Origin of the sequence: Microbacterium sp. NPDC087665 (assembly GCF_044743285.1) — a bacterium.
GTDB lineage: Bacteria > Actinomycetota > Actinomycetes > Actinomycetales > Microbacteriaceae > Microbacterium.
Window position 1 is genome coordinate 169,034 of the sequence record NZ_JBIUWD010000004.1, and the last position, 12,041, is coordinate 181,074.

The 12,041-nt window shown below is 66.9% G+C and carries 10 protein-coding genes and 1 tRNA gene; 4 read left to right on the forward strand and 7 right to left on the reverse strand.

Annotation, left to right across the window (positions count from 1 at the left end):
* Window positions 1–22: 22 nt before the first annotated feature.
* Window positions 23–2,656 (reverse strand): DNA polymerase I, encoded by a 2,634-nt coding sequence (polA, locus tag ACIOSY_RS10690; protein WP_400852977.1) that lies wholly within the window; start codon window positions 2,654–2,656, stop codon window positions 23–25.
* A 45-nt stretch (window positions 2,657–2,701) separates the two neighbouring features.
* Between polA and ACIOSY_RS10695 the strand changes: the two genes are divergently transcribed.
* Entirely contained in the window at window positions 2,702–3,130 is a 429-nt protein-coding gene (locus ACIOSY_RS10695; protein WP_400852979.1) for a hotdog fold thioesterase, read from the forward strand.
* On the opposite strand, the gene ACIOSY_RS10700 is transcribed toward ACIOSY_RS10695, so the two are convergent.
* Both ACIOSY_RS10700 and ACIOSY_RS10705 read right to left on the reverse strand, forming a co-directional pair.
* Entirely contained in the window at window positions 3,105–3,668 is a 564-nt protein-coding gene (locus tag ACIOSY_RS10700; protein WP_400852981.1) for a GNAT family N-acetyltransferase, read from the reverse strand. The two genes, ACIOSY_RS10695 and ACIOSY_RS10700, sit on opposite strands and share 26 nt — an antisense overlap.
* Window positions 3,668–4,285 carry an ANTAR domain-containing response regulator gene (locus ACIOSY_RS10705; RefSeq protein WP_400852983.1) on the reverse strand — a complete coding sequence of 206 codons (618 nt, stop codon included), beginning with the start codon at window positions 4,283–4,285 and terminating at the stop codon, window positions 3,668–3,670. The genes ACIOSY_RS10700 and ACIOSY_RS10705 overlap by 1 nt, the downstream gene beginning before the upstream one ends.
* A gap of 101 nt (window positions 4,286–4,386) precedes the next feature.
* Between ACIOSY_RS10705 and ACIOSY_RS10710 the strand changes: the two genes are divergently transcribed.
* A tRNA-Leu gene (locus ACIOSY_RS10710) sits at window positions 4,387–4,469 on the forward strand.
* A gap of 64 nt (window positions 4,470–4,533) precedes the next feature.
* Window positions 4,534–5,187 (forward strand): 4'-phosphopantetheinyl transferase family protein, encoded by a 654-nt coding sequence (locus tag ACIOSY_RS10715; RefSeq protein WP_400852985.1) that lies wholly within the window; start codon window positions 4,534–4,536, stop codon window positions 5,185–5,187.
* Between the two features lie 24 nt (window positions 5,188–5,211).
* Here the strand turns inward: ACIOSY_RS10715 and ACIOSY_RS10720 are convergent, their stop codons facing one another.
* The 3 genes from ACIOSY_RS10720 to ACIOSY_RS10730 are packed head-to-tail and all read right to left on the reverse strand — an operon-like array spanning window position 5,212 to window position 10,939.
* A complete protein-coding gene (locus ACIOSY_RS10720; protein WP_400852987.1) occupies window positions 5,212–6,510 on the reverse strand; it encodes a M1 family metallopeptidase in 1,299 nt (432 codons plus the stop codon).
* Complete coding sequence (locus ACIOSY_RS10725) at window positions 6,507–10,442, reverse strand: Pls/PosA family non-ribosomal peptide synthetase (RefSeq protein ID WP_400852989.1); 3,936 nt, start codon at window positions 10,440–10,442, stop codon at window positions 6,507–6,509. Before ACIOSY_RS10725 ends, ACIOSY_RS10720 begins: the two co-directional genes overlap by 4 nt.
* Before the next feature lie 8 nt (window positions 10,443–10,450).
* Entirely contained in the window at window positions 10,451–10,939 is a 489-nt protein-coding gene (locus tag ACIOSY_RS10730) for a hypothetical protein (RefSeq protein ID WP_400852991.1), read from the reverse strand.
* 153 nt (window positions 10,940–11,092) lie between these two features.
* Between ACIOSY_RS10730 and ACIOSY_RS10735 the strand changes: the two genes are divergently transcribed.
* Window positions 11,093–11,287, forward strand: a complete 195-nt coding sequence (locus ACIOSY_RS10735) for a three-helix bundle dimerization domain-containing protein (RefSeq protein ID WP_400852993.1) — start codon at window positions 11,093–11,095, stop codon at window positions 11,285–11,287.
* Between the two features lie 37 nt (window positions 11,288–11,324).
* Here ACIOSY_RS10735 and ACIOSY_RS10740 read toward each other — a convergent pair whose 3' ends face one another.
* Complete coding sequence (locus tag ACIOSY_RS10740; RefSeq protein WP_400852995.1) at window positions 11,325–12,008, reverse strand: esterase/lipase family protein; 684 nt, start codon at window positions 12,006–12,008, stop codon at window positions 11,325–11,327.
* Window positions 12,009–12,041 lie beyond the last annotated feature (33 nt).

The following is a 12,041-nucleotide window of genomic DNA, read 5'->3' on the forward strand; positions in this document are numbered from 1 at the left end:
GTCGGGTGATGATGCCCGAGGGTCAGTGCGCGGCCTCGTTCCAATTGTCTCCGCGCCCGACCTGTACGTCGAGCGGCACCGTGAGGTCGGCGGCATCGCCCATGCGCGTGCGCACGATCCGCTCGGCGGCGTCCCACTCCCCCGGTGCGACCTCGAGCACGAGCTCGTCATGGATCTGGAGCAGCACCCGCGAAGCGAGTCCCTCGGACCGGATGTCGTCGTGAATGTGGAACATCGCGATTTTCATGATGTCGGCCGCGCTGCCCTGGATCGGTGCGTTCAGAGCGGCACGCTCGGCGTTCTCGCGCAGCACCCGGTTCGGGCTCGAGAGGTCGGGGAACGGACGCCGACGCCCGAAGATCGTCTCGGTGTACCCGACCTCTTTGGCCGCCATCACTGAAGCACGAAGATAGTCGCGCACGGCACCGAATCGAGCGAAGTACTCGACCATCATCTGCTTGGCCTCGGACTGCTCGATGCGAAGCTGTTTGGAGAGGCCGAAGGCCGAAAGCCCGTAGACCAGGCCGTAGGACATGGCCTTCACCTTCGTGCGCATCGCCGAGGTGACTTCGCTCGGCTCGACGCCGAAGACGCGCGCACCGACGAATCGGTGCAGGTCTTCGCCGCTGTTGAAGGCCTCGATGAGCCCTTCGTCGCCGGAGAGGTGCGCCATGATGCGCATCTCGATCTGCGAGTAGTCGGCGGTGAGCAGTGCCTCGTAGCCCTCCCCGACCTGGAACGCGCTGCGGATGCGGCGGGACTCCTCGGTGCGCACGGGGATGTTCTGGAGGTTGGGGTCGGTGCTCGACAACCGGCCGGTCTGGCTGCCGGTCTGCACATAGGTCGTGTGGATGCGCGCATCGTCGCGGATCGCCGTGTCGAGCGACTCGATGATCTGCCGGAGCTTGGTCGCCTCACGGTGCTGCAGCAGCAGGTTCAGGAACGGATGCGGATGCGATTCCTGCAGATCGGCGAGGACGGCCGCATCGGTCGAATAGCCGGTCTTCGTCTTACGCGTCTTCGGCAGTTGGAGATCTTCGAACAGCACCTCCTGGAGCTGCTTCGGGGACCCGAGGTTGAACTCGCGGCCCACGATGCCGAAGGCATCCTGAGCGATTCCCTCCGCGCGCGTGGCGAGCTCTGCGGAGAACGTCGAGAGCACCTCGTGCGACACGGCCACACCGGCGACCTCCATGTCGGCGAGAGCCAACAGGGTCGGCAGTTCGATGTCGGTGAGCACGGAGTTGACGGACTCGGGGATGTCGTCGCGGAGCGCCGTGGCGACTCGGAGCGCGAACCACGCCTCCTGCGAGGGCGTCGCTCCTTCCGTCTCGGGCACGAGCTGCGACGGATCGGCTTCGGGAAGCTTCTCGCCGAGATAGCGCTCGACCAGGTCGGAGAGCGTCTTGTCGGGGAAGCTCGGTCGCAGGAGCCAGCCGGCGAGACTCGTGTCGTAGGCGATCCCCTGCAGTCGGATGCCCGCGCGACGCAGAGCCTTCACCTGCGGCTTCGCATCGTGGAAGACCTTGGGCTGCTCGGACTCGAACCAGGGGCGCAGCGTCTCGGCGACGGCATCCGTCCAGTCGAGTTCGCGCAGTTCGTTCTCGGTCGCGGCGCCGAGCCGGATGGGGAGGCCGCCCTGCGTGAGGAGACGCACGGAGACGTCGGTCGATGCCGCCTCCGCCCATGCGAGGAAGTCCTCGGCCGACACCTGCGCCGGCACGGGCAGCTCGACGATCGTGGCGGGGTCATCGGCGACCTCGCCCGCACCGACCGCCTCGAAAACTCGAGGAAGCAGCGTGCGGAACTCCAGGCGCGCGAAGATGTCGCGCACGGCCTGTGCGTCGATCGGCGTGACGATCAGATCGTCGGGCGCGACGGGCAGCTCGACATCGACGAGAAGGCGGTTGAGCTTGCGATTGCGGCGCACGTCTTCGATGTGATCGCGGAGGTTGCCGCCGACCACGCCCTTGATCTCCTCGGCCCGGGCCAGGAGCTCGCCGAGGGATCCGAACTGGGTGAGCCACTTGACCGCGGTCTTCTCTCCCACCTTGGGCACACCGGGGAGGTTGTCACTGGTCTCGCCGACGAGCGCGGCGATCTCGGGATACTGCTCCGGCCGCACGCCGTACCGTTCCTGCACGGTGGTCGGGTCGTAGCGTTTGAGCTGCGACACGCCCTGCACGGAGGGGTAGAGCAGGGTCACGTCGTCGTTCACGAGCTGAATGGTGTCTCGGTCGCCCGAGACGACCAGCACGTTGTACCCCTGCGCCGCTCCCTGGGTGGAGAGCGTTGCGAGAATGTCATCCGCCTCGACGCCCTCCTTCGTGAGGACCGGGATCGACATCGCCGCGAGGCAGTCCTGGAGCAGTGGAATCTGGCCACGGAACTCCTGCGGCGTCTCGGACCGCGTCGCCTTGTACTCGGGATACTCGTCGGTGCGGAACGAGTGTCGCGAGGTGTCGAAGGCGATCGCGAGATGAGTGGGCTGCTCGGCCTTGAGAAGGTTCACCAGCATCGACAGGAAGCCGTAGATGGCATTCGTGTGCTGGTTGTCCTTCGTGGTGAAATTCTCGACCGGGAGCGCGAAGAATGCACGATAGGCGAGCGAATGGCCGTCGATGACCATGAGGGTAGGCTTTGCGGAGTCCGTCACCCTGTCAGCCTAACGAGGACGACGGACACGCGCTGAGGAGGATGCATGAGCGAGGTCGCGATGAGTGAAGGACTCGAGTGGGCCACTGCCCGCGGAATGGGTGCGCTGGCCGAGAAGATGGGCCTGGAGTTCACCGAATTCACGATCGAGCGATCTGTCGCCACGATGCCGGTCGAGGGCAACACGCAGCCCGTCGGTCTCATGCACGGCGGCGCGTACGTGGTGCTCGGCGAGTCGCTGGGCTCGATGGCCGCGAACCTCCACGCGGGTCCCGGGCGGCTGGCCGTCGGGGTCGACATCAATGCGACCCATACGCGCTCTGCCACCTCCGGCATCGTCACCGGCGTGTGCACGCCGGTGCACCTCGGACGCAGCATCACCGTGCACGAGATCGTCGTGACCGATGATCAGGGACGCCGGTGCTCGACGATCCGCATCACGAACATGATCAAGGACGTTCCTCGCGAGAGCTGACGTCGTCGTCGAGCAGTCGCTGGAAGAGCACATGGTCCTGCCACTCCCCCGCGATCCGCAGGTAACGCGGTGCGAGGCCGATGCGGCCGAAACCGTTGACCGACAGCACGCGCTGCGAGGCGCCGTTGTGCACGAGAGTCGCGGCCTGCAGGCGGTGCAGGCTCAGAGCGTCCCGTGCGTACGCGACGAGTGCCTCCACGCCGCGTGACGCGAGGCCGCGCCCCTGCCGCGTGTGATCGATCCAATACCCGAGATCAGCGCTGCGGAAGGCGCCGCGGACGATGTTGTTCAGGTTCATCCGCCCGAAGATCACGCCATCTGACGATTCGATCACGAACCGCGCATTGCGTGCGGATGCCGCGTCCTCAACGCAGCTTTTCACATCGTCTTCTTGCCATGACGGGGTGAAGAACTCGGCCGGACGCATCGGCTCCCACGGCGCGAGGTGCTCGCGATTGGCAGCATAGGCTCGCGCCAGTGCTGCACCATCACCGATACGAATCGACCGCAGCGTGTGCTCGGAGTCGAGCGCGAACACTACTTCTTCGGTGCGAGCTGCTCGATGATCGCCTTGGCGACATCCTGCATCGTCAGACGGCGGTCCATGGACGCCTTCTGGATCCAGCGGAAGGCCTCGGGCTCGCTGAGGCCCATCTTCTCGTTCAGCAGACCCTTGGCACGGTCGACGAGCTTGCGGGTCTCGAAACGCTCGACCATGTCGGCGACCTCGGCCTCGAGCGTGATGATCTGCTCGTGACGCGCCAGTGCGATCTCGATCGCGGGCAGCAGGTCGTTCGGGGTGAAGGGCTTGACGACGTAGGCCAGGGCCCCCGCCTCGCTCGCGCGCTCGACGAGCTCCTTCTGGCTGAATGCGGTCAGCAGGACAACCGGGGCGATGTTGCCCTTGTGCAGCTTCTCAGCAGCGCTGATGCCATCGAGCTGCGGCATCTTGACGTCCATGATGACCAGGTCGGGGCGCAGTTCCGTCGCGAGCGCGACCGCCGTCTCGCCGTCTCCGGCCTCGCCGACCACGTCGAAGCCGTTGTCGCGGAGGATCTCGACGATGTCGAGACGGATCAGCGATTCGTCTTCGGCGACGACCACGCGTCGGGGTGCGGATGCCGCGGGCTGCTCAGACAGTTCTTGCTCGGTCACACACCCATCCTAGTGGAGACGCCCTCTGCAACGGCGGTGCACGTGGGCGAACGACGAAACGCTCCGCTCCCCTGCGCTAAAGTCGTAGACGCGACACACGAGCCGGCGTGGCGGAATGGCAGACGCGGAGCACTCAAAATGCTTTGTCCGAAAGGGCGTGTGGGTTCGAGTCCCACCGCCGGCACCTTCAAGTGATCTCGACGCGGACCGCGCCGCCGAGCAGCCTGCCCTCGTCCTACGCTGAGGTCGTGGAGATCGAGCAGAGATCGTTGGGTCCGGTGCGCATCGCGTGGACGGACGCCTCGTTCGTCGACGCCGATCTGGACGCGATCATGCGGCGGCTGGGAGGCGACCAACTCCATCGCTACCGACAGCTCGATGCGGTGAGAGCACGACGCTTCGCCACCGGGCGCCTCCTGCTGACGGCACTCGTTGCCCCCACCCACGACGGAGCGACGACGATCTCGAGTGTCTGCGCGCACTGCGGTGGCGACCATGGCCGCCCGCAGGTCGACGGCGCTCCCCTGGCGGTGAACCTCAGCTACGCGGGTGACATGGTGGTCGCTGCCGCCGTCCCCCGAATATCGGCATCCGCCGTGGGTATCGATGTCGAGCGTGTCTCGTCGGATGGCCCCGCCGGGTTACTCCGTGATCTCGCGCCCCTCTACGCGCCTCTTCCGCCGCCCACGCTGGAGCGTTGGACGGCATTCGAGGCGGTTGTGAAAGCGGACGGGCGGGGACTGAGGATCCCGCCCGCTGACGTCGCATTCGGTGAGGCATCCGCTCTGCTGCTCCCCGGCGGGCAGACCGTGAGAATCGCCGGCGAGCGAGTGGCGATCGAGGTTGCTCCCGCACCAGGGCCGCCCGGGCACACCGTCAGCATCGCTATCGTCGCTGCCTGAAGCGAGCCCCCTCTTCGGCAGCGATCAGGCCGCCCGCGCGGGCAGCGCGGGGAGACGCGGCTCGCTCACCCAACTGTGGATGAGTTGGGCCAACGGCACGCCCGTCACTTCCTCCGCGAGGGCGACGAAGTCATCGGTCGTAGCGGTCTTGCCTGCGAAGCGTCCCGCCCACGCGTGGAGAAGCCGGAAGAAGAGCAGTTCGCCGACCGTGCGACGGATGGCGTGCAGAGTGAGTGCGCCCCGCTTGTAGATCCGATCATCGAACATCAGGTCCGGCCCGGGATCGCCGAGCACGATGTCCTGAGCGAGCAGACGAAGTCGCGCATGGTGCATCAGTGCCTTCTCGTCTGCGGTGGGTCCTCCGGAGCGCTCCGACCAGATCCATTCTGCGTAGCAGGCGAACCCCTCGTTGAGCCAGATGTCACGCCACTGGGAGAGACCGACACTGTTCCCGAACCACTGATGAGCGAGCTCATGCGCGATCAGTCGCCGCGATCCGCCGAGTCCGTCGGCGTGGTTGGCCCCGTAGATGCCGACGCCCTGCGCTTCGAGCGGGATCTCGAGTTCGTCCTCGGTCACCACGACGCGATAGTCCGGCAGCGGGTAGGGGCCGAACGACTCCTCGAAGACCTTCATCATCGCGGGAAGGTCTTCGAAATCGGCGAGTACCCGGCTCTCAATCGCTTGCGGATAGTGAATCTCCCCCCGCACTGCGGAGAACGGGATCGGCTTCGCCAGGTAGCGTCCGATCTGGACTGTCGCGAGGTACGTCGCCGTGGGGATATCGCGGCGGAACGTCCACGTCGTCTTTCCCCCGCGGGTCGACGACGTCGTCGCGCCTCCGGCGATGACGGTGTAGGCGGACTCCGTGGTGAAGGTGAGCAGGTAGGTCGCCCTGTCGGAGGGCAGATCGTTGCACGGGAACCACGTGGGTGCGCCGGTCGGCTGCGAGGCGACGATCACGCCGTCTTCCAGCTCCTCCCAGCCGATGGTTCCCCATCGGGACCTTCGCGGACGAGGCGCACCCGCGTAGACGACCGACACGGAAAAACGTTCTCCTGGTTCCCACGTCGTGCCCAGGGAGACGCGCAGCTTGCGGTCGCTCTGATGGAAGGCGAGCTTCCTCCCCGCCGCGCTCACCTTCGAGGCGCGGAGCCCGACGAGATCGAGGGACAATGACGACGTCGCCGCGCGCACATATCCACTCACCGTGGCAGTGCCGCTGAGCCGATTGGTGGAGACCTTGTAGTCGAGTTCGAGTTCGTAGTGCTCGATGCTCAGATTCGGGTCGCCGCTTTGAGGTGTGTACGGGTCACCGCTCATGCGTCCGCAGACTGATAGGCGCGCACCTTGACGGCTCGCCACGGTCCGATCGGATTACCGCTCCATCTGCTGCCCTCGGGGACGGATTCGCCCCTCATGACCAGGGACGCGGGGCCCACCGTGGCATTGGCACCGATCGATGCTGCCGGAAGAATCACGCTGTGCGGGCCGAGGGTCGCCCCGGGCTCGAGCGTCACGGTGTCAGTACTCATGACTCGATCATGGAACAGATGGGTCTGAACCACACAACCGCGGTTGACGGTCGCCCCGTCTCCGAGTGTCACGAGATCGGGTTCCGGTAGCCAATAGCTGTCGGTCCAGACACCGCGACCGACCTTGGCGCCGAGCGTGCGCAACCACAGAGCGAGAGCCGGTGTGCCCGCTGCCGCGTTGGCGAACCAGGGAGCGGCGACCATCTCCGTGAACGTGTCAGAAACCTCGGTGCGCCAGATGAAGCTCGACCAGAGCGGGTGCTCCCCCGGTCTGATCCGACCGACGAACACCCACTTCGCCGACGTGCTGATGGCCGCCGCGACGGCGCCGGCGCCCAGAACCACCGCGCCGGACACTGCGACGGTGGGGCCGATGCCCCACGCCTCGATCATTCCGGCGAGCACGAACAGAACCGTCAGTCCGATCGCGCAGCTGACGACGACGGGGATGAAGCGGCACAGCTCCCAAAGGGTGCGGGCCACTCGAAGGCTCCGTCGTGGCCGGAACGTGCGCTCGAGGTCGGCATCGTTGACGACTCGTCTCAGTCTCATCGCTGGCGAACCCAACCACGAAGAACCCGGCTTGGACTTCTCCGGGGCCACCGAGAGCACGGCGACGAGACCGTCTCGCGGAACACGGTGCCCCGGACCCGCCATCCCCGAGTTGCCGAGGAAGGCACGCTTGCCGATGCGCGCACGGTCGATGCGCATCCATCCACCCTTGAGCTCGTAGGTGGCGACCATGGTGTCATCGGCGAGGAACGCACCGTCGTCGATCGTGGTCATGGACGGAATCAGCAACACCGTGGATGCTTCGACATCTCGACCCACCTTCGCTCCGAGCATCCGCAGCCAGACCGGTGTGAAAAGGCTCGAGTACAGCGGGAAGAGGACCGTGCGAGCCGAGTCGAGGAGACGCTCCGTCGTCCAGGCCTGCCAGGCGACGCGCCCGCGGATGGGATGGATGCCTTCGACCAGACCGATCGACAGCAGCCTCGTCAAGATCAACACGGCGCCGGCCAGGTTGGTGCCCGCGGCAACAGTCGCGGGCGCCAACCACGCGGCGACGGCGGGAAGGGCGTCGACGATCGATGCGGATCCACGGATGCCCTGGGCGATGACGACGGCGCCGACGGCGTAGGCGAGGTAGGGCAGCAGGCCCAGGCCCGCGGACGATGCCCCGTACACCCAGAGCCAGCGTCGCGGAGCCGGCGGCCTTTCCGGTGCCAGCGGTGTCGACGTTCCGCCCACCCGAACAGCGGGTGAGCCTGCCCATCTTTGCCCGGCGCGCACGCGCCCGAACACGGCGGAGCCGGGCGCGATCTCGGCGTTCCTGCCGATGCGCGCTCCCGGCGCAAGGGTGCTGCGCGCGCCGATGGTGGCGCCGGCACCGATGCGGATACCGCCGATGCGGACGGTGTCGCCGTCGATCCAGTATCCGGACAGATCGACCTCCGGCTCGATGGCGGCGCCCTCGGCGATGTCGAGCATTCCGGTGACCGGCGGGAGCGCGTGCAGATCGACGTGAGGGCCGACCTTCGCTCCGAGCGCCCGCGCGTAGTACGTGACCCAGGGAGCGCCCGCGAGGCCGACGGGATCGATCCGATGCGCGATCTGCTCCGCAAGCCACAGCCGCAGCCGCAGATGCACCCCGCCACCGCGTGGATGATCGCCCGGCCTCACTCCGCGGAGGAGGAGCCGCGAGATCCCCGCCGAGAGCGCCATACGCCCGACGGGCGTGACGAAGATGAGCAGGCCGACGATGATCGCCCATGCTGGCGCCTCGGGAAGGAAATCGAACCCCGGAACCAGCCGCAGGATCCAGCTGGCGGTGAGTAGCCAGAGCGTCCACCGCAGCCCCGTGAGGATGAAGAGCGGGAGGCTCGCGATGGTCTGCACCCACTGCATCGATCTCGGCGTCGGATGCGCGGTACTGAAGACGTCGGACACTTCGCCCTCGATGGACTCGTCTTCGACGGCATCCGCCATCTGTCCCAGCCGCGGCAGGTCGTAGACGTCGGCCATGGTGAATTCGGGCGCGCGAACGCGGATGCGGGAGACCAGTTGTGCTGCGGCGAGGGATCCTCCGCCGAGCTGGAAGAAATCCGCCTTCTCATCCGCCGGACGGATGCCGAGCACAGCGACCCACTGCTCTGCGAGCCAGGCCGCCGTTCCGGACAATGGCGAATCGGAGGCATCCGTGGCGCCCAATGGCCAGGGCAGAGCTGCCTTGTCGACCTTGCCCGAGGTGCGCACCGGTAGCTCGTCGAGCACGGCGAGCACCGGAATCAGCGGTGCCGGTAGCGTGTCGGCGAGTTCGGCGCGGGCGGTCTGGCGGTCGAAGCCCTCTGCGGGGACGACATATCCGACGAGCAGCGGAACTCCGGCGTCGGAGCGCTGCACGACGACGGTGGCGGCGGACACGGCCGTCAGCGCCTGCAACGCCGTCTCGACCTCGCCCAGTTCGATGCGTCGTCCGCCCACCTTGACCTGATCGTCGGCGCGACCTTGGAAGAGCAGGCCCTCCGGATCCGCCCGCACGAGATCGCCCGAGCGGTAGGCACGCGCCCAGCCGAGGCTCGGCATCGGAGCGTATTTCTCCGCATCCTTTGCAGGGTCGAGATAGCGGGCGAGTCCGACGCCGCCGATGATCAACTCGCCGATCTCACCGTCTGCGACCGGGTGTCCGTCACTGTCCACGACAGCCAACATCCACCCGTCGAGGGGCAGCCCGATCCGTACCGGACCCGCTCCCTGCATGAGCGCCGCACACGCCACGACGGTAGCCTCCGTCGGACCGTAGGTGTTCCAGAGCTCACGGTCATCGGCGACGAGCCGAGCCACGAGTTCCGGCGGACACGCCTCGCCCCCGAAGATCAGAAGACGGACGTTCTCGATGGCATCCTGCGGCCAGAGAGCCGCGAGCGTGGGCACCGTGGAGACGACGGTGATGCCGTGCCCGAGCAGCCAGGGCCCGAGGTCTTCGCCCGAACGCACGAGCGCCCGCGGCGCGGGGACCAGACATGCCCCGTGCCGCCACGCGAGCCACATCTCCTCACACGAGGCATCGAAAGCGACGGAGAGGCCGGCGAGCACCCGATCGCCCGGGCCCAGCGGTGCTTCCTGCAGGAAGCACCGCGCTTCAGCATCGACGAAGGCCGCGGCCGAGCGATGCGTCACGGCAACGCCCTTGGGCACTCCGGTCGACCCCGAGGTGAAGATGATCCATGCGTCGTCGTCGACCGTCGGCAAAGGGGGTGTGAACAGCGTGGTCGAACTGGGATGCGGGACATCGCCTTCGAAGAGTCGCGTGGGCGAGGAGCCCGCTCCTGACGCCGCACGCCGTTCATACGAACCGGCTCCGGTGATCACGCCTGCGACGCCTGCTTCGCCGAAGACGAGCTCGGCCCGTTCCTCGGGATCGTCGGCATCGACGGGAACATACGCCGCGCCCGCCGCCATGACGGCGAGGATCGACACATAGAGTTCGCGATCGCCGGACGGCATGCGCACACCGACTCGATCACCTGCCCTCACGCCGTTGTCGTGGAGTCGCGCAGCGGTCTGCCACACGAGAGCCAACAACTCGGCGTAGCTCAGTGCCCCGTCAGCGTCTTCGAGCGCGGAGGCCTGCGGATGCTGCCGCGCCGAGGTGCTCAGGATGTCGATCAGGGTGCGTGGATCGGTGGTGGCTTCCGCCCGGTTCAGGTACTCCTGCATGACGCGGGTCAGACCGACAGAAGTGCGACCAGCTGCGCTTTGTTGAGTCGCGAGAACCCGGTGTGTCCGGCGTCGCGTGCTCGAGCGCGCAGCTGGGCGACTGTGTGGACGGAGAGGTCGGCGGCAGAGGCCGCCGGCTCCTCGGGCGTCTGCGGGTCTGCGTTCTCGGCGCGCTTCTCGGCGGCCTTCTTCGCTGCCTTCTTCGCTGCTTTCTCGCCCGCTTCCGCCTCGGATGCCAGGCGGGACTCGATCTTGTCCGCGGCCTTCTCGATGCGTCCGATGGCTGCGATGGCCTTCTTCTCGACCTTTCGGGGGCGGCGCACGATCTTCTTCTGCTTCACATTCGCAGCATCCTTCGCGTCATCGGCGAGCTCACGCAGCCTCTTCGCGTCCTTCTTCGGCAGCGTCTTGCTGAGCCGCTTCGCGCCCTTCGCCGCCTCCGCCGCGGCGTCCAACGCCGCATTCGCGGACTTCACTGCCTTTGTTGTCTTCGCCATGATGACTCTCTTCACTACGCCGGTGCCGCCGCAGATGACGACGGGGTTCATGCGGGGCACAGCGTACAGGTACGAGAAGAACGCCGATCAAACTCCGATCCGCACGCGCCTTCCGCTCTACTGCCCGACATGTGCGGGGCGTACGATGCGAGCGTGGCAACGAAAATAGATCCCCAGGAAATCGTCAAACAGGTCACCACCCGAGTCGCCGAGAGGAATCCTGGCGTCGCATACGAGCACATCTCCTCGCTCGCGACCGAGGAACTCGCCAAGCTCGCCCACAGCAAAGTCACCGACTACTTCACCGTCCTGACCGAGCGTGCGGTGCGCAAGCGACTCAAGGACTGACACCGCGGATAGCAGCGTCACGATGTGGCCTGCGGGGCTAGGGCTTCTCGTCGGCTCCGGTCACGAGGATCGCCAGTTCGGCGATCACGCGGGGATTCGCGAGCACCCGGAAGTGACCCCCGGTGGCGAGACGCACATTCTTGGCGCCGACGAGCTCGCTTCCCTCCGGGATGTGGGGATCGAACGCGGCATAGACCGACACGATCCGCGCGTTGACGTCGACCTGGCGTGAGAGCTCGACGATGCCGGGGTCGTCGGGCGAAAACGCCCGCAGCGTGCGCACGGGAAGACGTCGTGCATAGCGGGAGCCCCCGAACGGCGTGGCGACGGCGAGCATGGCTCGGATGCGCGGTGCCGACTCCCCCATCATCACGCGTTTGCCCGCGAGGCCGCCCTTGCTGTGCGCGACCAGGATGACGTCGCTCAGATCGCGCTGCCGCAGGTAGTCGTCGACCAGCGCCGCCATCTCGGAGACCGGGCGCTGGTTGCGCTCGAGGCTGTCCAGCACATGCACGCCGTGACCCTGAGCGTGGAGCCGGGCCACCAGCGGCTGCATGAACCGCCACGTCTCGTAAACCCCGGGAAGGATCAGGATCGGCGCCCTCGCGCCGTCGACGAAAGCATCCGCCCTGGTCCGGCTCACGAAGGCGCGCACCTGCCAGATGGCCGCATACGCATAGTCCGCCACCCACCAGGCGAACTTCTTGATCCCGTTGATCATGAGATCCGCGTCACCGTCATGGCGCCGCGCGCA

Excerpts from the sequence above, each read along its gene's own strand:
- ACIOSY_RS10695 (WP_400852979.1), top strand. The coding sequence starts at position 2,702 with ATGAGCGAGGTCGCGATGAGTGAAGGACTCGAGTGGGCCACTGCCCGC.
- ACIOSY_RS10720 (WP_400852987.1), bottom strand. The coding sequence starts at position 6,510 with ATGAGCGGTGACCCGTACACACCTCAAAGCGGCGACCCGAATCTGAGC.
- ACIOSY_RS10725 (WP_400852989.1), bottom strand. The coding sequence starts at position 10,442 with ATGCAGGAGTACCTGAACCGGGCGGAAGCCACCACCGATCCACGCACC.
- ACIOSY_RS10730 (WP_400852991.1), bottom strand. The coding sequence starts at position 10,939 with ATGGCGAAGACAACAAAGGCAGTGAAGTCCGCGAATGCGGCGTTGGAC.
- ACIOSY_RS10740 (WP_400852995.1), bottom strand. The coding sequence starts at position 12,008 with ATGATCAACGGGATCAAGAAGTTCGCCTGGTGGGTGGCGGACTATGCG.